The organism is uncultured Bradyrhizobium sp. (genome assembly GCF_936928535.1).
GTDB lineage: Bacteria > Pseudomonadota > Alphaproteobacteria > Rhizobiales > Xanthobacteraceae > Bradyrhizobium.
On record NZ_CAKZHY010000091.1, the window covers coordinates 96,266 to 117,456 of the forward strand.

A 21,191-nucleotide genomic window follows, 5' to 3' on the forward strand; every position below is an offset into this window, starting at 1 on the left:
GTTCTGTTATTAACGATCGCGGCCCCCGGGCCGCCCCGGCGGTGCGATCCGCGCCCGGCGGAAACGCTTTTTTGAAGGCAGACGCATGGATTCCTCGCACCCCGCAGAGCAGCACGCCGAAACCCGCCTGGTCACCTCCGGCCGAGACACCAAGGCGCAGAAGGGGTTCGTCAATCCGCCGGTGTTCCACGGCTCGACCGTGCTCTACCCGACCGCCGAGGACCTGCACGCCCATCGCGGCGAGTTCACCTATGGCCGCCACGGCACCCCGACCACGCGGGCGTTCCAGGACACGCTGATGGCCTTGGAGGGACCGCAATGCGCCGGCGTCGGCATCGTGCCGTCGGGGCTGTCGGCGATCTCCACCACCCTGCTCTCGGTGCTGAAAGCTGGCGACCATCTGCTGGTCGTCGACAACATCTATCGGCCCTCACGCAATTTCTGCAACGGCATGCTCGCCCGTTACGGCGTCGAGACCACCTACTTTGATCCGCTTGTCGGCGCCGGCGTCGAAAAGCTGTTCGAGCCCAATACCCGCGCCGTGCTGGTCGAGGCGCCGGGCTCGCAATCCTTCGAGATGCCCGATATCCGCGCCATTGCCGAGGTCGCGCATGCGCGTGACGCGCTCGTCATCGACGACAACACCTGGGCGACGCCGCTCTATCATCGCTCGCTCGACCAGGGCGTCGACATCAGCATGCAAGCCGCCACCAAATATATCGGTGGCCATTCCGACATCATGTTCGGCACCATCTCGGCCAATGCCAAGGCCTGGCCGCAAGTGTCCGAGGGCATCCGCCTGCTCGGCGTCTGCGCCGGCCCCGACGACGTCTTCCTCGCCCTGCGCGGCCTGCGCACGCTGTCGGTGCGGCTCGCGCAGCATCATCGTTCAGGTCTGGAGATGGCGCGCTGGCTCGCTGCACGGCCCGAGGTCGCGCGCGTGCTGCATCCGGGACTCGAGACAGACCCGGGCCACGCGATCTGGAAGCGCGACTTCACCGGCGCCTCCGGCCTGTTCAGCATCGTCCTGAAGCCGGCACCGCAGAGCGCCGTCGACACCATGCTCAACACGCTCAAGCTGTTCGGCATGGGCTTCTCCTGGGGCGGCTTCGAGAGCCTTGCGATTCCCTTCGACTGCGACGCCTACCGCACCGCGACCAAATGGGCACCTGAGGGCCCGACGCTGCGACTCCACATCGGACTCGAGAGCATCGACGACCTCAAGGCCGATCTCGATCGCGGCTTTGCGGCGTTGAAGGCGTCATCGAGTTCCTGAAGCGGATCCGTCTTCGCTGATCCGGTTTCTGTCGACGGCTCGTTGAACTTGACGTATAGGTGAGAAATTGCGTCTCGCCCGTATAGATTGTCGAAGGTCGATGGATTTAATAGCATGAACGTCCGCGTCGACCGCCGTCTGGCAGCCATCCTTGCCGCCGACGTCGCCGGCTACAGTCGCCTGATGGGCGAGGACGAAGAAGGCACGCTGGCACGGCTCAAAAGCTGCCGCAAAGCGCTCATCGACCCCAAGATCACCGAACACCGTGGACGGATCGTGAAGACGACCGGGGACGGCATGCTGGTGGAGTTTGGCAGCGCCGTCGACGCCGTTCGCTGCGCGGTCGAGGTGCAGCGGGCCATGGCCAGCGGCTTCGTCGACATGCCTGCCGAAAAGCGCATCCAGTTCCGGATCGGTATTCACGTCGGTGACATCATCATCGACAGCGACGATATTTTCGGTGACGGCGTCAATATCGCGGCGCGCCTTGAGGGGATCGCCGAGCCCGGCGGCATTTGCATCTCGGACGACGCCCATCGCCAGATCAAGGGCAAGACCGAAATCGCCTATGACGACATGGGACAGCAGTCGCTGAAGAACATCTCCGAGCCGATGCGGGCCTGGCGCGCTCGCCCAACGGGACCGACGTCATCGACGCCGACGCCGGATCAGCCGCCGGCGGTCGCCCTCGCCCTGCCGGACAAGCCCTCGATCGCGGTGCTGCCCTTCACCAACATGAGCGGCGATCCGGAGCAGGAATACTTTGCTGACGGCGTGGTCGAGGACATCATTACGGCCCTGTCCCGCATGACTTGGCTATTCGTGATCGCACGTAACTCCAGCTTCACCTACAAGGGCAAGGCGGTCGACATCAAACAAGTCGGCCGTGAACTCGGCGTGCGGTATGTGCTGGAAGGCAGCGTGCGCAAGGCCGGCAACAAGGTGCGCATTACCGGGCAACTCATCGACGCGTCGAATGGAACGCATCTGTGGGCGGACCGCTTCGACGGCGCACTCGAAGACGTGTTCGCGCTCCAGGATGAGGTGACGACCAACGTGATCGGCGCGATCGCGCCGAGACTGGAGCAGGCCGAGATCGAGCGCGCCAGGCACAAGCCGACCGACAAGCTCGCCGCCTATGACTACTATTTGCATGGCATTGCGAACATCTATCAGGGAACGAAGGACGCCAATGTCGATGCCCTTCAGAATTTCCAGCGCGCTACGCAGATTGATCCCAACTTCGCGACCGCCCACGGCATGAGCGCTTATTGCTACGTGTGGCGCAAGGCAAACGGCTGGGTCGCCGATCCCAGGCAGGAAACGGCGGCTGCGGAATCGGCGGCAAGAAAGGCCGCGAAACTTGGCTTCGACGACGCGATAGCACTTGCTCAGGCGGGCTTTGCTCTCGCATTCGTTGCTGCCAATCTGGACGATGGAGCGGCGCTGATCGATCGTGCGCTGAACCTCAACCCCAACCTGGCGGCGGCCTGGCGTTTCAGCGGATATGTCCGGGTGTTTCTCGGCGACCCCGAACTCGCCATCGAGCATCTTCAGCGCGCAATACGGCTGAGTCCGCTCGATCCCTTGATCTTCATCGTTCAGAACGGAATCGTGCTGGCTCATTTCTTTGCCGGCCGCTACGAAGAAGCGCAGGATTGGGCTCTGAAGGCGCTGCGGCAGAATCCAAATTACGCCGCGGCTCTCATCATGGCGGCTGTCAGTGGCGCGCTTACCGGACGCGACGAGGACCGCGACAGAGCAGTGACCGGTTTGCGGGAGCTCGATCCCCAGGTCAGCATCGCCAACTTCACGAATATGTGGCCCTTGCGGCGCGCCGAGGATCTCGGCGCCTTCGAGAACGGTCTTCGCCTGACGGGACTTCCTGCTTAGCCAGCACCACTGGCCGCGGCCGGTCGTATCTGCTCAGGCCGATCTCGATCGCCTCTGTTGCCCTCAAAGCTGCAATGTGAGCCTGCTCACAGGGCAAAACGCCTGCGGACGCGCCAATGCACGCCGCGGGAACGCGCATGAGCACGGAGCGTTGACGCCGATGCGCCAACAAATGGTTTGAACCTCAAGCATTTGGCGCTAGCCTCACCAATCGACTCTCAATCCGGACACGGAGCATGGGTACGTTGGTTCTGCTCGATCTGATGGGCGGCGTAGCGCTGCTGCTCTGGGGCCTGCACATGGTCCAGAGCGGCATCCTGCGCGCCTTTGGCCCCGATCTGCGACGCCTGCTTGGCAAGGCCCTCGGCAACCGCTTCAGCGCGTTCGCTGCGGGCCTCGGCCTGACCGCGGCTCTCCAGAGCAGCACGGCGACCGCGCTCCTCACCAGCTCCTTTGCCGCCGAAGGCATGCTCAGCCTTGTCGCTGCGCTCGCCATCATGCTCGGAGCCAATGTCGGCACGACGCTGATCGTGCAGGCGCTGTCGTTCAACATTGCGGCGGTTGCGCCCGTACTGTTTGTGCTCGGCCTCGTCGCTTTCCGCTCCGGCCCGCGCTCGCGGATCAAGGATATCGGCCGACTTTGTATCGGCCTCGGCCTGATGCTGCTGTCGCTGCACATCCTGCTCGATACGCTGGCGCCGGCCGAGAACGCGCCCGGCGTGCGCGTCGTGATGTCGGCGATCACCGGCGATCCCATTCTGTGCATCGTCGTCGCCGCGCTCCTGACCTGGGCCGTGCATTCCAGCGTCGCCAGCGTGCTGCTGATCATGTCGCTGGCCTATTCGCAGTTCATCACGCCAGACGCGGCGCTGGCCCTGGTGCTCGGAGCCAATCTCGGCAGCGCCGTCAATCCCGTGTTCGAAGGCGCCAAGCGCGACGATCCCGCGAGCTATCGCCTGCCGGTCGGCAATCTCGCCAACCGCGTCATCGGCATTGCACTGGTCCTGCCGTTCCTAGGCACGATCGCCGGTCACATGCATGCCTGGCAACCCGATCTCGCCAAGATGATCGCGGCGTTCCACATCGCCTTCAACGTCGGAACGGCGGTTGTCTTCATCGGCCTGCTCGATGCTATGTCGCGTCTGCTGACGCGGCTGCTGCCCGATCGCGTGCAGGAAACCGATCCGGCCCGCCCGCGCTATCTCGATGAGACCGCGCTGGAGACGCCCTCGCTCGCGCTCGCCGACGCCGCCCGCGAAACGCTGCGCATGGGCGATCTGGTCGAAACCATGCTGCGCAAGGTGATGGCGGCCATGATGACGGGCGACCGTTCATTGGTCGACCAGGTTTCGAAGACCGATAACGTCGTCGACAGCCTCGACGAGGCCATCAAGCTCTACGTCACCAAGCTGACCCGCGGCAGCCTCGACGAGAGCGAGGGGCGGCGTGCCATGGAGATCATCTCCTTCGCCATCAACCTCGAGCATATCGGCGACATCATCGACAAGAATCTGAGCGAGCTCGCCACCAAGAAGATCAAGCGCCGCTTCCAGTTCTCGCCTGAGGGCGCGGACGAGCTCGCCGCCTTTCACAAGCGCACGATGGAGTCGCTGCGGATCGCCTTCGGCGTGTTCATGTCGGGCGATGCCAACGAGGCTCGCAAGCTGCTGGCGGAGAAGACGGCGCTGAAGAACACCGAGCTTGCCGCCGTCGAGCGCCATCTCGACCGCCTGCGCGAGGGCCGCCCCGAGACGATCGAGACCACATCGCTGCATCTGGACGTGCTGCGCGATCTCAGGCGGATCCATTCGCATATCTGCTCGGTCGCCTATCCCGTGCTGGATGCGGCCGGCGAGCCCTATCGCCGGACCGAGGCGGAGACATCAGCCCTGCCCGCGTCAGGCGCGACGGTGCTGCCGCGTTAGGGCCAGAGATCAGCGGTCCAGTGTCTTCGACGCACGGCCGCGGTTTTTCATGATCAGCATGATGTTGCGGATATAGATGATCGTCGCCAGCGATTGTCCGAGGATGATGACGGGCTCGCGTTTGACGACGCCATACACCAGCGTCATCAGGCCGCCGCCCATCGAGCAGAACCAGAACGCCATCGGCACCACACTGTTGCCGGCCCGCTCGCTCGCGATCCACTGCACCAGGAAACGCGCGGTGAAGAACAGCTGCGCGACCAGGCCGAAGGCGAGCCAGAAATCGAACTTGGCGACGAAGACGTCGTACAGGTAATTGCTCAACGCCTGGCCGTATTGGATGATCATGCGTTCACCTCGGTTACTTCGGGCGTCGGCTTCTTGCGGCGGATCAGCCACCATACGCCGGCGAGATCCATGATCCCGATCCACAGCCGGTCGAAGAAGCCGTAATTGGACACGCCGGAATGGCGCGGCCGGTCGATCACATCGACATAGGCGATGTCAAATCCCTCGCGGCGCATCAGCGCCGGCAAGAAACGGTGCAGCCCGTCGAAATAAGGCATCATCAGGAACACCTCACGGCGGAACGCCTTCAGCCCGCAGCCGGTGTCGCGCGTGCCGTCCTTGAGGATGGCATTGCGGACCTTGTTGGCCACCCGCGACTGGAATTTCTTGAAGCCGGTATCCTTGCGCCCGACGCGCTGTCCTGCGGCAAGCCCGACATTGGCGCCCTTCTCGACCGCGGCGATCAGGTCCGGCAGGAAGGCGGGATTGTTCTGCCCGTCGCCATCGAGCGTCGCCACGATCGTGCCGCGCGCCGCGCGCACGCCGCTGCGAACCGCGGCCGACTGGCCGCCGGATCTTGCGTGACGAAGCTGCCGCAGATTGCCGCACTGCTTCATGATCGCAGCGAGCCGCTCGCCGGTCGCATCCGTCGAGCCGTCGTTGACATAGATGATCTCATAGGCCCAGCGGCCATCGAGCGCGGCCGTGATCTCCTCGATCAGGGGCGCAATGTTGTCGGCTTCGTTGCGCACGGGGACGACGATGGAAACCGAAGGCTGGGACGACGACAAATCGAAAGCTCGTGGTTGGATTGGCCCGCGACCTGGGAACCCCAGGCCCGGGAAGCAGCCGCTTTTATGGGGCGGATGGGCCGCGGGCAACCCTTTTGAGGGGTCCGGGAAGCGGCGCGACGGTGCCGTCGGCGCGGATGGCAAAGCCGAGCCTGCGGGCCGCAAACCAGTACCGAACGGCCATGGCGCTGACGATCCCGACCAGGGCGCCAGCCGTGACATCACTCGGGTGATGCGCGAGCAGCACGAGCCGCGTCAGCAGGATCAGAAGCGCGTAGATGAACATGACCACGCGCAGGCGCGGCCAGAGCGCCGAGACCGCAAAGGCAAGGGCGAACGCCGTGACCGCATGCGCGGATGGCAGGCTGAAATAGGCCTCCGTGCCCTGGAACGGGACGAAGTTGAACGGATTGGCCTTGCCGCCGACAAAGGGCCTGCCGCGCCCGATGACGAATTTCAGGATCTCGGCGACGAACACCGACAGGGCAACGGATAGAAACACATATTGCAGCCGGGTGCCGAGGCCGAGCAACGCCGCGCGGCGTGTGCCGTGCAATCCCGCCGCAACGAGTCCGACCGCCACGAGCGCGATGGCCAGCACGGCAAGGACGTACTCGTCCTTGCCGAAATCGGTGAGGATGCGGATCGGCCACAGCCAGGCCGTGCCGCGCGCCGGCATCAGCTGGATCTCCGTCTGGTCGAACGCGAGCATCAGCACGATCACCAAGGCCGCGCCCGCCGCGCTGAGCCACAGCGAATGCCGCGCCAGCTTTCGTGCAGCCGCAGCGCGGCGCGAATGCGAGGGCGCACGCACGAGCTGCGCCAGCGCGCCTCCCGCGACCGCAAGCAGCTGCGCGGGGTAGCTGGCGCGCGGCGCGATGGTCGGCGCAACGGGCATTTACTCGGTGCCCTCCGAACGGAAGATCGAGATCGAGATCGCGCGCCCTTGCGAGAAATTATAGCCGTCGATGCGCGCGCCGACCTTGTAGCGCAGCCCGATCGCCTCGGCGCGCTGCACGAAGCTGCGCTCCGAGCGCTGCTCGACCAGCGCGAACCGGCAACTTCCCTGCCGGAGGAAATCGGCAGCGCCCGATCCGTCAGTCAACAGCGTCTGGGTGCCGGTCAGGAAGACGAGACTCGGCTCGGCATAGCCTGCTGACGCCGCCCTCGGGCCGACGCAAGTCACATTGCGCAGCGCGCGCGCGATCTCGATGCTCGGAAACAGCGGCGTCAACGATGGCAGCACGATGCCGTAGATCACGACGGCCAGCATCAGCGCGGCCACCAGCGCGTTGAGCACCGAACGCTCGGAGCGATTGGTGTCGAACAGCCACCAGGCGAACAGGCCGAAGATCAGCGAGGCCGCGATGAACGGCCACGCCACGAAGGCCGGCTGCCGCGTCAGCATGACGGCGCCGACCACCGCGATGATCGAACCGCCCGCTGGAATTGCGAACCACCAAGCCGAGCCGCGCGCCAGCCAGGAGCGCGACAGCACGTTCCGCTCCAGCGCGCCGACGGTGAGGATCGCAATCGCCGGATAGAGCGGCAGCACGTAATGCGGCAGCTTGGTCAGCACCGCCTCGAACACGATCCAGGACGGGATCAGCCAGGCCAGCAGGAATTGCGCGCCGGGCTCACGCCGCGCTCGCCACACCGCCGGCGCTGCCATCGCTGCGAGCGGCGCACCGGGCCAGAAGGTGATCCAGAACAGCGCCAGATAGACGCCGGGCGGCGCGCCATGGGATTCCTGCGCGCCGATCTTGCTCAACATGTCGCCGCCGACGGAATCCGCAAAGAAGGCATCGCCGGCGCGCCAGAAGATCGCGACGAACCAGGGCAACACCAGCACCAGCATCCACATCAGGCCCCAGACCGGGCGCAAGCGCCACAGCCAGGAGGCATCGCGGTCCTGGATCGCGAGCGCGACGATGGTCAGCCCCGCGAACATCAGGATCAGCGGGCCTTTGATCAGGATGCCGACCGCGAGCGCGGTCCAGAAGATCGCGGGCCAGCTCCAGGGCGGATGGGCTTCGTCCTCGGCACGCTGCCAGGACAGATAGGCGCGCGACATCGCTCCCATTGCGGCAACCACCGTGAACAGCAGCACGGCATCCGTCTTGGCGAGCCGAGCCTCTACACCGAGCAGCACGGAGGCGGCCATCAGTAGCGCGGCAAGCACCGCCGCGCGCCGCGTGACGAAGCCCAGCGCCGTCCAATAGGTCATCAGCACCGCGCCGACCGCACCGATCAACGAGGGCAGCCGATAGACCCAGATGCGCAATTCGGCCTTGGGCAACTTCAGCGCCGTCGCAATCTCGACGGCCGCGGATTGCAACCAATAGATGCCGACCGGCTTCTTGTAGCGAACGTCCTCCTGGAAGCGAATGTCCACATAGTCGCGGCTCTCGACCATCTGCTTGGTGGCCTGCGCGAAACGTGCCTCATCGCGGTCGACGGGCGGGATGGTGAAAAATCCCGGCAGAAACAGAAGCAGCGCGCACAACACCATGAAGCTCACGGCGCGGGCATGGCTGGCGGTGACAAAGTCGAGCATCAGCACGAGCCGGCTGCCCGGATTCACGGGCGTTTTCGGCTCTCGGGGCGCTCCAAATCGGGGAGTCGGATAGGTCTCGGCCATTGGTTCCGCTTACGCTGAAACCGCCATCGCCACAACCGCTTAAGGCCGCATCATTGAATTCGAATGACGACTGTGTCCGCGGCGCCCGTGGCGTCGATCACGGTCAGCCTTGCAAAGCCCGGGCCGGGCGGATCGATCAGGCGCTGGCGCCGTCCGTCGATCTCGCCGCGTGCCGTTCCGTTGACCATGACAGTCATCGGCAACACCCCGCCGGCGACCTTGACGGGCATGGCAGCAGCCTCACTGCCGCCCGACCGATCCACGTCGATCCTGCTGCCATTGAGCGGGAACTGGATATGCAGCGCCTGCTCGCCGCCGGCCCGGACGAGTTCCCCAACCGGACGGAACCGCTTCAACGGCAATGGCAACTTCGCGTTGCTGGCAATCAGGGTTCCCTTCGGCGGCCTGGGCAGTGGGGTTAGCGTCTTTCCGGTCCGCGCGAAGGCATCGAACAGGATGGGCGCGGCGGCGATGCGGCCGATTAGGCCGGGAACCGGCGCGCCATCGGGCCGGCCGACCCAGACGCCGATGGTCATGCGGCCGTCGAAGCCGACCGACCAGGCGTCGCGATAGCCGTAGGAGGTGCCGGTCTTGAACGCGATACGGTTGTGGACCGCGTTCTCCGGCGGCGGGGTTCCCATCAGCACATTGCCGACCTGCCAGGCCGCCACCGGGTCGAGGAGCCGCAGCGGCTCGCGATCATCCCCGGCAGCCATGATCTCACGCAGTGGCCTGGTGGTTCCGAGCCGGGCGAAGCCTGCATAGAGCTGCACCAGATCCTGAAGCGTGACGCCGACGCCGCCGAGGCCCATGGCAAGGCCGGGTGCCTCGTCCTTGGGCAGAACCAGATTGCCGCCGGCCTGCCGCAGCCGCGAGGCCAGCCGGCTCGAGCCGACGCGGTCGAGCAGGACGATCGCCGGCACGTTCAATGACATCTGCAGCGCCTTCTTCACCGGCACCGTGCCCTGGAACGTCATGTCGAAATTTTCCGGCGCATAGGAGCCGAACCGCACCGGCCGATCGTCGATCAGACTATCGGGGTGAACAAAGCCGTCCTCGAAAGCGAGGCCATAGATGAACGGTTTGAGCGTCGAACCCGGCGAGCGGATGGCGCGGGTCATGTCGACCTGCCCTGCCCGGCTCTCGTCGAAATAATCCGCCGACCCGACCCGGGCGAGCACGTCGCCGCTCTCGACGTCGACGACGATGATGCCGACCGAGATGTTCGGCCCGAGCGCAATGGCGCGGTCGTGGGCCAGCGGCTCCAGCACCTTCTGCAGATTGGAGTCCAGCGTCAGCTTGATAACAGGCGCGTCCTTGACCGTCGCCAGCGCGTTATCGGAGGCATGCGGCGCCAGGATCGGAATCGGCTTGCGCAATTTCGGGACCGGCACGGCCTTGGCCTGCTTCGCATCGTCAAGGCTGACCACATGCTCCTCGACCATGCGGTCGAGCACGCGATTGCGTGCGATGCGTGCGGCCTCCGGATAACGGTCGAGCCGGCGCGTCTCCGGCGATTGCGGCAGCGCGACCAGCAGCGCGGCTTCCGCCAGCGACAGCCGCTTCGGCTCCTTGCCGAGATAGGCGATCGATGCGGCACGGATGCCTTCGAGATTGCCGCCATAGGGCGCGAGCGCGAGGTAGAGGTCGAGGATCTCGTCCTTGCTCAAGCTGCGCTCCAGCTCGATCGCGCGGACCATCTGGTGCAGCTTTGCGTAAAGCGAGCGCTGCCGCCGCGGCTCCATCAGCCGCGCCAGCTGCATCGAGATCGTCGAGCCGCCCGACACGATATGCCCGCGCGTGACGAGCTGCACCGCAGCCCGGCCGAGCGCCAGCGGGTCGATGCCGTCATGGGCATAGAAGCGCTGGTCCTCATAGGCGAACAGCAGCTTCAGGTAAGTCGGATCGACATTGGCCTTGGCATCGACCGGCAGACGCCAGCGCCCGTCAGCCATCGCGTAGGCACGCAGCAGCTTGCCGTTGCGATCGACAACGGTCGTCGAGACGCGACGCGCCTCATCGAGCGGCAGCGGGCCGAGCGAGTAGACCCAAGCGACGAAGCCGATGATGGCGAGGATGAACGCGAATGCGATGGCAGAGAGGACGCGCATAGTCGCGCTCCGCTCTCCGCCGTCATTCCGGGGCGGCTCGAAGAGCCGAACCCGGAATCTCGAGATTCCGGGTCTGGTCCTTCGGACCATCCCGGAATGACGAGAGCTATGATCAGCCTCGCTCATCTCACCACTCACTTCGCCGCCCGCACCTCGACCGTACCCGTCCCCGTGCGGCCATAGCGCGAGGGGTTGTACATGTCCTCGACATAGGCCTGCGGCAGCACGTATTTGCCGGGTGAGACCACGCGCACGACATAGGCGACGGTGAAGACCGCCTTGGAGTCCGAGGCCCGGTCGACAGCCGCGGTGAAGCGGTCGTCGCGGAATTCGGTATTCTCGGGCTCCTCACCATCCTCGATCCAGTCCAGCGTGCCGCTATCGCCCGACGACACCAGCTTCGGGTTGTCGATCTCGAGGCCCGCGGGCAGATAGTCGGACACCATGATGTGGCCGAACTCGGGCTTGGCTTCCGTAATCTTCAACACCACGGCATAGCGATCGTTCTGCTTGACCTTGCTGATATCGGCCGGCTTGCCATCGAGCGTGAAATAGTTCCGCTCGATCTTGAAGCCGTTCGACGCGGCCGGCTCCGGCGTCACCGGCGAGCCCGAGACCGAGACCACCGCCTGAACCGGCGCATCGCCGGTATTGGTGATCTTCAGCGGCTTGCCGCTCAGCGTATCAGCCTTGTAGCTGCGATAGAGCGCAGTCTTGACCGGCTGGCCGTCGACCTCGATCGAGAGGTTTTCCTTCGCCAGCGCCCGCGCCGCCAGCACCAGCCACGCATTCTCCTGCGTGGAGGTGTAGGGCGTGAGCCCGCGCGCAGTCTCGACCCGCGCGACCGCCTGCGTCAGCGTCGCCTTCGGTGCGTTGCCTTCGCTCGCAAGCGAGACCAGCGCTGCGGCATCGCGGAGCTGCGAGCCATAGTCAGTACGACCGAACTCGAGCACCGGCTTCGGTGCGAGGCTGTCGAGCGCTGCGCCATAGACCCGCTCGGCGCGGTTGCGGTCGCCAACCAGAGCGAGCGCTGCCGCAAGCTGGGATTTGGCGATCGGCGTCGCCAGATTGTTCAGCTTGGTGTCAGCGAGATAGCGGAGGTCGCCGATCGGCGCAGCGCCGTTGCGGGCGAGCACGTAGAGGCCGTAGGCGAGATCGCGGCCACCGTCCTTCTCCGGCTCGTTGCCGTTGACGACCGAGTTCCTGATGCGATCGAGCGCGTTCTTGAACAGGATATCAGGCACCACAAAACCCTTTTCACGGGCGCGGGTCAGGAAGTCAGTCACGTAGGCATCGAGCCAGGCGTCGTCGCCGCCGGCCGACCACAGCCCGAACGAGCCGTTGGAGCCCTGACGGGCCAACAGCCGCTCGATGGCGTCGCGGATGCGCTGATCGACCTCGGTATCCATGGCCAGATGCGCGCCGACCGCGAGGTCGTTGACATAGAGCAGCGGCATCGCGCGGCTCGTGATCTGCTCCGAGCAACCATAGGGATAGCGATCGAGCGCCTTGAGGATGGTCGCCGCATCGAGTGCTGTGGACAGGCTCGCCGAGACCGAGACGCTGCCGGTGCCCGGCACCAGGTCGGAGAACATGTCCGAGGTCAGCGTCAGGCTCTCGCCTTTTGCCAACGTGCGGATCGAGCGCCGCGCCAGCACCTGCGTCGCCGCCTTGACGTCGAGTGTGTAGTGGCGAGCGAGCGTGAGGCCGTTCGGCCCCTTGATATCGACGTCGAGCGTCGCCTGCCCCGCCGCGGTCGCGTCGAGTGCCAGCGCAAACGAATTGCGCTGCTTGGCGGCGAGCGTGACGGTGGTCGCAGGGTTACCGGTCATCTTCACCGGGCCGCCGGTCTTGACGCCGATGACATAATCGCCGGCCTGGCCCTCGACATTGTCGATCTCGAGATTGGCCGTGCCGTGGTCGCCGTTGAGCAGGAAGCGCGGCAGGGTCGTGGTCAGCACCACGGGATCGCGGATCACGACGTCGGTGTTGGCGCGGCCGAGCTTCGTTGCGGTCCACGCCACCGCCATCACACGCGCGGTGCCGGCGAACTCCGGAATGTCGAAGCTGACTTCCGCCGTGCCGTCTGCGCCGACGGTGACGATGCCCGAATAGAGCGCCAGCGGCTTCTGCGCGGGCGGCGAGCCCTGCAATTCGGCTGCACCCGCGTCGCCACCCGATTTGATCTGGCCGCGCGTGCCCGACATGCCGTCGATCAGCTGCCCGTAGAGGTCGCGGATCTCCGCGGTCAACTGGCGCTGGCCGAGATAGTAATCGTCCGGTGCCGGCGGCTTGTAGTTGGTGAGGTTGAGAATGCCGACGTCGACCGCGGCGATGACGATCTTGGCATCCTCGCCCGGATTGAGCCCGTCGAGCTTCACCGGGATCTTGAGCATCGAATTCGGCCGGATCAGATCGGGCGGCGTCAGCTTCACTTGTAACGTGCGCGCCTGCTTGTCGATCCCGAACCATTTCAGGCCGATCGCACGGCCCGGCATACGCTGGGCGGCCGCATCGAGCGGACGACGCAGCGTCGTCACCACATAGGCGCCAGTGCCCCAGTCCTTGCCGACCGGAAGCTTCACCTGCGCGGTACCTTCCTTGACGTCGATGGTCTGGGTCGTCAGCAGACGGTCGCCAACGACGTTGACGGTCAGCTTGCCGGCGGAGCGGACGTTGACCGACACCGTCATGGTGTCGCCTGACGCGTATTGCGGCTTGTCGATCGAGGTCTCCAGCAGGTCCGGCGTGTCGGCGCTGCCGTCGGAATACCAGCCGACGTCGAACTGCACCGAGGTCACCGGGCCGTCGGCATCGTTCGACTTCACGTCCAGCCGGTAGCGGCCGGGGCGCGGCGCCAGCGAGATGCGGGTCGGCTTGTCGGCGGCGATGGTGACATCACCGTCGGCGACGCGCGAGGTCGACTTGACCGGCTCGTACTCCCAATAATTGTTTTGGCGGTACCACTGGTAGCGTGACTCCATCTTCAGGAGCTCGTAGCGCAGGCCATCGCGCGGCAAGGTCTTGCCCTCGGGCGAGACGAACACGACGTCGAACTCGGCCTTGTCGCCCTCCGCGACGTTCTTGTCGCCGAACAGCGGCTTGATGCCGATCAGGGCGGTCGCAGGCGCGACCGGCAGAACGAGCTTGCGCTCGACCGCACGGCCGCCGGTCTCGACCATGCGGATGAAGATCTGCGCTTCCTGCGGACGGGTCGAGGCGGGCTGCTTGTCCAGCGTCACCGGGAAGGTCGCAACGCCATTGGCGTCGGCCTCGGGCAGGTTCTCCAGTGGCGTGCGCTCGTTCGAGGTGGTCTGCTCGTCATCGACGCCGAACTGGTAGCCGGCATAGCCCGGGCGCTCGCTCGCGGGCGCGATCAGCATGTCGCCTTCAAGGCTGAGGCCCGAGGCGGGGGCGCCATAGAGGAAATGGCCGTCCGCCTTAAGCTCTACAGGAGCGTTAGCTTTGATCAGCTTGTCCTTGGCGGACAAATCGAATTCGATCCGATCAGGGACGTAATCCTCGACCATGAAGGTGGTCTCGCCGACCGAAGACCCCTTCGGATCGGTGAAGGCGCGCACCCGCCACGTCCCGGTCGGAACGGCCGAGTTGAGCGGCACGGACAGCGTGCGGCCGCCGGCGCCCTGGTCAGCCAGCACGGCGCGGCGGAACTCGACGCCATCAGGGCGCTCGATCACCAGGGTCAGCGGCCCGCCATTGACTGCATTGCCCTGCCCGTCACGCAGCAGCGCCGTCAGATAAACGGTCTCGTTGGAGCGATAGACGCCGCGCTCGGCATAGACGAAAGCATCGGCGCCCGCGGGCACGGCGCGACCCGCGACGCCGCGATCGGACAGGTCGAAGGCCGAGGTCTTCAGGCTGAGGAAGGCATAGTCGGCCTTCTCGGCTGTCACCGTCAGCATCGCCGGCGACAGGCCGCCCTCGCCGCGCGCGAGGCCCGCCTCAAACAGCACATGACCGGCATCGTCGGTCTTGCGTGTCGCCAAAATCTCATTGTTGCGGGCGACCAGCCGCACCTCGGCTTTGCCGACCGGATCGGTCGAGGCCAGCGAATTGACGAAGACGTGGATGCCGTCATTGCCGGAATAGGCCGTGACACCGAGATCGGAGACGATGAACCATTGCGTTGCGAGTTGGTAATCGTCGTCGCTGCCCGGCCCCTTGGCCGCAGCCGTCATCACATAGACGCCGGGCTGGAGCTCACCCAGCGCCTGGTCGACCGGGAACGCGGTGATGACGTCCTGGTTCAGTGTCATCGCGGTCGCAAGCTCGCCGGACCAGACTTTTACGCCGCGCTCGTCACCGAGATCCGAGAGCTGGTACTTCGACAACGTCTTCTGGAAGTCGCTGTCGACGACCGTGTTGATCAGATTGCGGTCGCCGATCCTGTAAACGTTGATGTTCACGGCAGGCGTGTTGACGCTGACCACGGGAATGCCGCGTTGGCCGGTTCGTGGCAACACATAGGCGCGGCTGGTGAAGCGCACGAACGGCTTGCGGTCGCGCACATAGATGTTGAACTCGGCCGATTTCGGCAGGCCTTCCTTGACGGTGGACGGCAGCCCGGCACGCAGATTGATGTTGTAGCGCTCGCCATGCTTCAGCCCATCGACGCAGAGCTGCTTGCCCTCGGCCGACAGCGCCGGCTTGTCCTGACCGGCGAGCGCGAGGAACGGCGCGAAATCGGTGCGCTTGGCGAGCTCTTCCGAGAACTGGAAGCAGGCGCGCGGGCTCGCTGAATCCGAGTCCACGGTATAATCGAGCAGACGGAAGCCGTGCTCGTCGCGCAGCTTTTCGTATTGGCCGCGGACATCGGCGACCTCGCGCATGTCCAGTGACAGCCGCAACGCGTCGAGCGCCGGCCGGAACAGGTGCCGTTCGGCGAGCGACCTGCCGAGCACCGCAAGCGCATCGGCCTCCTCCCCCTGATTACCCGCGCGCATGTAAGCGATGTAGGCGGCGGTCGAGGCGCGCTCCCAGAGGAACGTCTGCTCGCTCGAGCTCTTCGGCGTGATCTGGAAGATGACCTTTGCGAGCCGCAGCCAGTTACCGGCATCATCAGGCGTGGTGGCGGCGATCTGGCCGAGGACCGAGAGCCAGGTGCGGTAATCGTTGCGCCTGAAGGCGGCGTCGGCGTCGGTTTTCAGTGTCGCGTTGGTCTTGGCGACCGGCCCCGCTTCACTCTTGATTTGCGCCTCGAGCTTGATCGCGGAATCGGCGAGATCGTCACGCTTGAATGCCTTGTCCGCTGCCTGCGCAGCGCAGAGGCCAAACGCCAGCACGGCGCAGAGAGCGACGGCGCGAACCAGACCAATCATGGAAGGACTCCCGGAAATCGCGGACGAGCGCCGCGGCAGCGATAATGTGTGCGGAAAGGTGACGGACTCATGGCGATGGAACCAAAGGTGCAAAACGTCGCATTCGCCATGGCAAGGCACGCCCAGAGGGAGACCGATCACGTTACCGCCGCGCACGCCGTCCTGTGGCGCAGGCAGTATCGGACCAGTCGACCGGCAACCGTGTCCCGGAAGCTGGTCAGCGTTGCCGGCGACGTAATCCGTCGTCCAGTCCGCTGCCGCTCAACCCGGCACCCTGACACTCCGCCGTTCCGGTTTGTCGCAGCACTGAGGAAAACGGTTCGGTTCAGGCTTGGCGAAAGACCAGATTTTTCATATTGCCATGATATATGAACAGCCGGCCCCAAACCGGGCTGACCAGAACGGTCCCGTAGCTCAACTGGATAGAGCATCAGATTTCTACTCTGAGGGTTGCAGGTTCGATTCCTGCCGGGATCGCCAGCCTTTCAGCTTGCGGATCAAGACCTTGGCCGCGTTTCGCCTCCGTTCTTCATTGCGATCCGTGATGCGCGGCGTTCCCAACCCGTCGCAGTGATTTCGGCGGCGTACGCGACATTACAAATCGCTCCACGCGACACGGCAGCAACACGCCACTTCGCTTTCGGTTCGCAGCCGGAGCGCTCCAACGATCGCTCGTCCTCGGGATGTTGCCTGGAATCATCGTTCGCGAATTGTGGGAGCAAATCCGCCGTGAACTGGCTGAGCGGGCCGGCGTTATCGCTGGCGGGCCATTCACCGCGCATTCAGCACGTCTGCGCCACCTTGCTCGAAAGGAAGTTAGATCATGATCATGAGCATTGCCGCGGCCACCCTTGCGCTTCTCGTCGGCTCCCCAGCGCCAATTGACGCTTCACCCGAGATTAACACCGTCCAATACGGCGTGCCGGTCAAACCGCCTCCGTGCGGCAACGGGTGGGACATCAGCGCTCGCGACGGCATGTGCTATCCAAACGGATACTTGCCCCCGCAAGAGCAGGCCGCGCGACAATACTATTATCGCCGCGGTGGATATGGCCGCTATCCAGTTCCTTGCGGTAATGGCGCCGACATCGATATTCGAGACGGCCAATGCTACCCGACCGGCACCGTCCCTCCTCAGTTTCAGCAGGGCCGACAAGACTATTACGGCGGCGACTACTACGAACCCCGTCCACGCCGCCGCTATTATTGAAAGGCCCGCCAGCGCGGAGTTACCGGTTCATCCGACACTTACGCCATGACTTCCAAGTTCCGGCTGTCACCGGATGCGCGCCATCTAGCGGCATAAAAACGCATTCCTCTGTGTTTCATGTCACGAAGGGACCAGCGCCAACTGTTTCTGTGGCCCGCAATATTCGGTGCCGGCAAAACGAAAGCCGCACGAGCTTCATCGTTAACGCGCCACGTGGCCTTCCATCGCAAATCTGTCGTGTTTCACGAACGCGTGGGCCGGCTTGCCGCGGGCTTTGAACCCGAAAGGTGTGTCCTATCTAAACGCGGCGAGCCATTGCGCTCAAAAAGGACTTTTGATGCAGCTGCCCGACTTGACGAGAATGGGGATCGCCTTTGCCGTGGCACTCATCGCGATGTCGTATCTGGCAATCGACGCCGGCGTCGCAGACGTCAGCTCGGGCACGATCGCAAAGCGTATCGAAATAGCGCAGGCCTCCATCGCGGATGCCGCGATGAGCCAGCATCAAGTCGCCTCCGCTGTTCAGGCACGGACTCACCGCGGTCATCAGAAGCCGGCATCAACGGTCGAGTGACCTCGGCCTTGCGCGGCCATCGCTGCCTTGCTCAGCGATGCAACGCACGCGGTGGACGCCGTATTTGTCGGGATGCTCGACGGGTGGGAATCAAACGGGCCCTAGGGCCGAATGCCATCGGTCGCCGCACTCGGCTCGTCATCGCGACGATCACGCGCAAGCTGATGCCAGGCCAACGCCAGTTCGATCAGGCGTTGCCGGTCGGAGCCTTCCGACTCCGCGGCGCGCTTCATTGCGGCCTCAGCTTCATGCTGTGGATCGTAATTGGTACACATGAGTGCCGACTCTAACCGCTCGATCGGGACAAGTACGTGGCAATTTCGTCCGTATGATTGCGGAGAACGGGACGTGTTTCCGACGATTTCGGCACGCTCTAATTGTGGTCCCCATAGAATTGCACTGGCGGTTTCAAACTGCGCGCTAACGCCCCGCTTTGCGCGCTTGTGCTGATCGTACGCACCAAGCGGTGAGGCGCATTCATTTGCGCCGATCTGTGAATTGCATCACAGCCGTAGCCCGGCGCATTCGCTAAAAAGCAGCATAGCGCTCCCGCAGAACGCGACCGAGGATCGATGGCTGTTCCCCTCATGAGACATGAAGCACAAGCGCCCGCGCCAACGCGCAAGGCCGACCTGCACGGCCTCGCCTTTCTCGCAACCATCGCCATCGTCATGACCGCGTGGATCGGCGCCCTGGTCTGGGCCGCAATGGCATTCCTGACCTGGCTTGTTTCGTAGCGCGGATCGCGCGCTAAAACAGGTAGTGCACGATCTGCACGCCCTTGATGCCCCCGCAAACGATCATGGCCCACAGCGCTAGGCTGATCTGGATCGCATCCAGCATATTTCCCATCCCCGCGAATCACCTTCGATTTTTTCTTTGATCAATCGCGTGAGGGCGTAACGAGCGCTAGTGGAAATTTGAGGCATTTGTTGTGCGCCGCCACAAGGATCCGCCTGCAAAAATACGGGCTGCCGCGATTTCCGAAAACAAATGAGGCGGGCCTCGGCCCGCCTCATTCAGTTCAGAATCTCGCTCAAGCTCAGTAGCAGGCGCGCGGATCGGCCTGCACATACTGGCCGCTCGGATAGCGGTAGTAGCAAACACCCTCGGCGATATAGTAGCCGGGACGCGAAGCGGCCGTTGCTCCCGCGATGGCGCCCGTCGCACCACCAATGACGGCACCTGCGGCTGCGCCGGAGGCTCTGCCGGAAATCAGTCCGCCGAGCACACCGCCGATGATGGCGCCACCCAGCGCGCTCGCGCCGGGATCGGGGGCCGGCGGCGGGGGCGGCGGTGGTTCGAAGGCCACGGGCGGACCCGGCGGCGGCGCGTAGGCCACCGGCGCGTCGTCCACATACTCTTCGGAGATATAGGCGGGCGGGCCGTCCATCCGCTGCGGATAATAGTACCAGACGCCGCCGACGTCCCACCACCAGCCGGGGCGGCCATTGTGGACCTCATGACGCCAACGTCCGCCCTCCCAGGCCAGATTGCCACGGTAGGCATGTCCACCCCAGTCGCGTGCCGGCGCCGGACCGCGCGCCATGGTGTGGCCGGGTCGAGGGGGCGGCCCGCCGGCATTGTGCGGACCGGGTCCGGGGGTCACATGGGCCTGACCACCGGGTTGGGGGGCGGGTCGCCCCGCCTGCGGTGGAGGACCTTTGCGCATGGTCTGATTGGCGGGCGGCGGGCTACCCGCGCCCTGCCCCGGCTTGACGGAGTCCCTGGGCGGACCTGCGTCCTGCGCCTGCGCGGACAATGCCAGCAGCGACATGGCCGAAACCACGGGAATGATGATCTTCATGCGGCTGGACGCACTCATCGGTGCCTAACCCCCTACTTTCAGAATTTGCCGTGGCCCGCGCAATAGACGATCGAATCGCAATTGGCTGATGCCGGCTGACATAACTGGCCTGCCAAGGCCGGTCTGTCCCGTTACAAATGTTTAAGATCGCGGCAAATTTTCGTCCGGGCGGGACGCGAGCCTGGCTTAGCGCGCCGGCTCGATCACGTTGCAATTGCGTCGCCCCGACATCACGCATTCCTGCATCTTGCTGGCAGCGGTAAGGTCCCGGGCAAGCCACAGGCCGACCGCGAGGAGCACGGCAGCAATGATCAGCCCCGCGATCGCGCCGCGACGGCTGTCGCCGGATTGGGGTTTTGGCGGAGCTTTAGGTGTTTCTGCCGGGTCAGGCTTGGTATCGGCTTCGGACATGGAGACCTTGTCGCTCGGTGAGGCCGTTTACCACCTCTGCGACGTCGCGTCACATCCCCGCGCGGCCTTCGCCGCTCACCCCTTGGTCTGCCTCGCCGCTTCCTTGCGCAAGGTCTCGACCGCCGGGATCGCCTGTTGCGCGCGCGGCGCGCAGCTCGTCAGAATGAACGCGGTTTGGGTGCACTCCCAGGCGGCTCCCAGGACGGTGCTCTCGATGGGCTGCGGACGCGCGGCCAACAGCACCACGCCTGCGACCGCCACTGCGGCGACCACGATTGCAAGGGCCTTCAGGCTCCGCCGGAAAAAAATCATGCCCGTGCTCCGTCTCGTATGGCGACGCTAGGCGCCGCCGCTGGGTGTCCTTATGAGGGACATCACAATTCGGCAGTTTTTCCGGGCTACGATGGATCGGCTGGTTCAGCGATTTCGTTGACCTGATCGGCTGCGATTATGGGTGGCTTCGCGGCGCGTGGCGATGTACACGCTTCTGCGTCGCGTTGCGCCTGCTTGTGCCCAGCCGACGTACCAACAGTCTCCGATGTAGGATTGAAAGCGAGGAAGGCAAGGCCCGTGAGTGGATTTAGGGAACCAGGCTTCACAGACCGGCAGAAGGCGGCGCAGGAAGCGCGCAAGAATCTTCTGAACAAATTCAAGCAGCAGCCCGGGCCTGATGATCCCGCTGTCGCGGCGAAGCGTGCCGAGCGCGAGGCTCTTGCGGCAAAGCGTGCTGAGGGGAAGGCTGCGCGCGAGGCCGAAAAAGCCGAGAAGAAGCGCCTCGACGAAGAAACCAAGGCCGCCGAGGCCGCCCGGATCGCCCGCGAAGCGGAAGAAGCCGTTGCCAGGCAGGCCGAGCTCGAAGCCGAGCAAAAGGCCAAGCGCGACGCCCGCTACGCCGCCCGCAAGGCCAAGCGGAAGTAAGCTTCAA

Annotated in this window: 17 protein-coding genes and 1 tRNA gene; 8 read left to right on the forward strand and 10 right to left on the reverse strand. The window is 64.8% G+C overall.

Features of this window, described 5'->3' with window-relative positions; genetic code table 11:
* The first annotated feature begins 85 nt into the window (after positions 1-85).
* From metC to Q0687_RS14150, 3 genes are all read left to right on the forward strand, one after another.
* Complete coding sequence (gene metC / locus Q0687_RS14140) at positions 86-1,276, forward strand: cystathionine beta-lyase (RefSeq protein ID WP_298877623.1); 1,191 nt, start codon at positions 86-88, stop codon at positions 1,274-1,276.
* Positions 1,277-1,390: 114 nt separating this feature from the next.
* Positions 1,391-3,169, forward strand: coding sequence for an adenylate/guanylate cyclase domain-containing protein (locus tag Q0687_RS14145; protein WP_298877625.1), 1,779 nt, complete (start codon positions 1,391-1,393; stop codon positions 3,167-3,169).
* A 236-nt stretch (positions 3,170-3,405) separates the two neighbouring features.
* The gene (locus Q0687_RS14150; RefSeq protein WP_298877627.1) at positions 3,406-5,094 is read left to right on the forward strand and encodes a Na/Pi cotransporter family protein; all 1,689 of its coding nucleotides are present in this window, start codon (positions 3,406-3,408) and stop codon (positions 5,092-5,094) included.
* Positions 5,095-5,103: 9 nt separating this feature from the next.
* On the opposite strand, the gene Q0687_RS14155 is transcribed toward Q0687_RS14150, so the two are convergent.
* The 6 genes from Q0687_RS14155 to Q0687_RS14180 form a co-directional block, all read right to left on the reverse strand.
* Entirely contained in the window at positions 5,104-5,442 is a 339-nt protein-coding gene (locus Q0687_RS14155; RefSeq protein WP_298877629.1) for a lipid-A-disaccharide synthase N-terminal domain-containing protein, read from the reverse strand.
* Positions 5,439-6,173, reverse strand: coding sequence for a glycosyltransferase family 2 protein (locus Q0687_RS14160; RefSeq protein WP_298877631.1), 735 nt, complete (start codon positions 6,171-6,173; stop codon positions 5,439-5,441). Before Q0687_RS14160 ends, Q0687_RS14155 begins: the two co-directional genes overlap by 4 nt.
* Positions 6,174-6,237: 64 nt before the next feature.
* Complete coding sequence (locus tag Q0687_RS14165) at positions 6,238-7,071, reverse strand: phosphatase PAP2 family protein (RefSeq protein ID WP_298877633.1); 834 nt, start codon at positions 7,069-7,071, stop codon at positions 6,238-6,240.
* Positions 7,072-8,814: a glycosyltransferase family 39 protein gene (locus Q0687_RS14170; protein ID WP_298877635.1), complete on the reverse strand. Its 1,743-nt coding sequence runs from the start codon at positions 8,812-8,814 to the stop codon at positions 7,072-7,074.
* Between the two features lie 50 nt (positions 8,815-8,864).
* Positions 8,865-10,925, reverse strand: a complete 2,061-nt coding sequence (gene pbpC, locus Q0687_RS14175; protein ID WP_298877636.1) for a penicillin-binding protein 1C — start codon at positions 10,923-10,925, stop codon at positions 8,865-8,867.
* Between the two features lie 134 nt (positions 10,926-11,059).
* Positions 11,060-16,264 carry an alpha-2-macroglobulin gene (locus Q0687_RS14180; RefSeq protein WP_298877638.1) on the reverse strand — a complete coding sequence of 1,735 codons (5,205 nt, stop codon included), beginning with the start codon at positions 16,262-16,264 and terminating at the stop codon, positions 11,060-11,062.
* 403 nt (positions 16,265-16,667) lie between these two features.
* Between Q0687_RS14180 and Q0687_RS14185 the strand changes: the two genes are divergently transcribed.
* The 3 genes from Q0687_RS14185 (at position 16,668) to Q0687_RS14195 (ending at position 18,048) form a co-directional block, all read left to right on the forward strand.
* Positions 16,668-16,744 (forward strand) — tRNA-Arg (locus Q0687_RS14185).
* Positions 16,745-17,087: 343 nt separating this feature from the next.
* Positions 17,088-17,474, forward strand: coding sequence for a hypothetical protein (locus Q0687_RS14190; RefSeq protein WP_298877640.1), 387 nt, complete (start codon positions 17,088-17,090; stop codon positions 17,472-17,474).
* A gap of 337 nt (positions 17,475-17,811) precedes the next feature.
* A complete protein-coding gene (locus Q0687_RS14195) occupies positions 17,812-18,048 on the forward strand; it encodes a hypothetical protein (RefSeq protein WP_298877642.1) in 237 nt (78 codons plus the stop codon).
* 101 nt (positions 18,049-18,149) lie between these two features.
* On the opposite strand, the gene Q0687_RS14200 is transcribed toward Q0687_RS14195, so the two are convergent.
* Positions 18,150-18,281, reverse strand: a complete 132-nt coding sequence (locus Q0687_RS14200) for a hypothetical protein (RefSeq protein ID WP_298877644.1) — start codon at positions 18,279-18,281, stop codon at positions 18,150-18,152.
* 339 nt (positions 18,282-18,620) lie between these two features.
* On the opposite strand from Q0687_RS14200, the gene Q0687_RS14205 reads away from it, so the two are divergent.
* Positions 18,621-18,785: a hypothetical protein gene (locus Q0687_RS14205; protein ID WP_298877646.1), complete on the forward strand. Its 165-nt coding sequence runs from the start codon at positions 18,621-18,623 to the stop codon at positions 18,783-18,785.
* A gap of 305 nt (positions 18,786-19,090) precedes the next feature.
* Here the strand turns inward: Q0687_RS14205 and Q0687_RS14210 are convergent, their stop codons facing one another.
* The 3 genes from Q0687_RS14210 to Q0687_RS14220 form a co-directional block, all read right to left on the reverse strand.
* Entirely contained in the window at positions 19,091-19,873 is a 783-nt protein-coding gene (locus Q0687_RS14210; protein WP_298877647.1) for a hypothetical protein, read from the reverse strand.
* A gap of 168 nt (positions 19,874-20,041) precedes the next feature.
* On the reverse strand, positions 20,042-20,266 hold the full coding sequence (locus tag Q0687_RS14215; RefSeq protein WP_298877649.1) for a hypothetical protein: 225 nt from the start codon (positions 20,264-20,266) through the stop codon (positions 20,042-20,044).
* A 75-nt stretch (positions 20,267-20,341) separates the two neighbouring features.
* The gene (locus tag Q0687_RS14220; RefSeq protein ID WP_298877651.1) at positions 20,342-20,578 is read right to left on the reverse strand and encodes a hypothetical protein; all 237 of its coding nucleotides are present in this window, start codon (positions 20,576-20,578) and stop codon (positions 20,342-20,344) included.
* 258 nt (positions 20,579-20,836) lie between these two features.
* On the opposite strand from Q0687_RS14220, the gene Q0687_RS14225 reads away from it, so the two are divergent.
* Complete coding sequence (locus Q0687_RS14225) at positions 20,837-21,184, forward strand: DUF6481 family protein (RefSeq protein WP_298877653.1); 348 nt, start codon at positions 20,837-20,839, stop codon at positions 21,182-21,184.
* Positions 21,185-21,191 lie beyond the last annotated feature (7 nt).

Coding starts and splice junctions, on each gene's coding strand:
- metC (WP_298877623.1), top strand. CDS start 86: ATGGATTCCTCGCACCCCGCAGAGCAGCACGCCGAAACCCGCCTGGTC.
- Q0687_RS14195 (WP_298877642.1), top strand. CDS start 17,812: ATGCAGCTGCCCGACTTGACGAGAATGGGGATCGCCTTTGCCGTGGCA.
- Q0687_RS14150 (WP_298877627.1), top strand. CDS start 3,406: ATGGGTACGTTGGTTCTGCTCGATCTGATGGGCGGCGTAGCGCTGCTG.
- Q0687_RS14210 (WP_298877647.1), bottom strand. CDS start 19,873: ATGAGTGCGTCCAGCCGCATGAAGATCATCATTCCCGTGGTTTCGGCC.
- Q0687_RS14215 (WP_298877649.1), bottom strand. CDS start 20,266: ATGTCCGAAGCCGATACCAAGCCTGACCCGGCAGAAACACCTAAAGCT.
- pbpC (WP_298877636.1), bottom strand. CDS start 10,925: ATGCGCGTCCTCTCTGCCATCGCATTCGCGTTCATCCTCGCCATCATC.
- Q0687_RS14155 (WP_298877629.1), bottom strand. CDS start 5,442: ATGATCATCCAATACGGCCAGGCGTTGAGCAATTACCTGTACGACGTC.
- Q0687_RS14200 (WP_298877644.1), bottom strand. CDS start 18,281: ATGAAGCGCGCCGCGGAGTCGGAAGGCTCCGACCGGCAACGCCTGATC.
- Q0687_RS14170 (WP_298877635.1), bottom strand. CDS start 8,814: ATGGCCGAGACCTATCCGACTCCCCGATTTGGAGCGCCCCGAGAGCCG.
- Q0687_RS14220 (WP_298877651.1), bottom strand. CDS start 20,578: ATGATTTTTTTCCGGCGGAGCCTGAAGGCCCTTGCAATCGTGGTCGCC.
- Q0687_RS14145 (WP_298877625.1), top strand. CDS start 1,391: ATGAACGTCCGCGTCGACCGCCGTCTGGCAGCCATCCTTGCCGCCGAC.
- Q0687_RS14180 (WP_298877638.1), bottom strand. CDS start 16,264: ATGATTGGTCTGGTTCGCGCCGTCGCTCTCTGCGCCGTGCTGGCGTTT.
- Q0687_RS14205 (WP_298877646.1), top strand. CDS start 18,621: ATGGCTGTTCCCCTCATGAGACATGAAGCACAAGCGCCCGCGCCAACG.
- Q0687_RS14190 (WP_298877640.1), top strand. CDS start 17,088: ATGATCATGAGCATTGCCGCGGCCACCCTTGCGCTTCTCGTCGGCTCC.
- Q0687_RS14165 (WP_298877633.1), bottom strand. CDS start 7,071: ATGCCCGTTGCGCCGACCATCGCGCCGCGCGCCAGCTACCCCGCGCAG.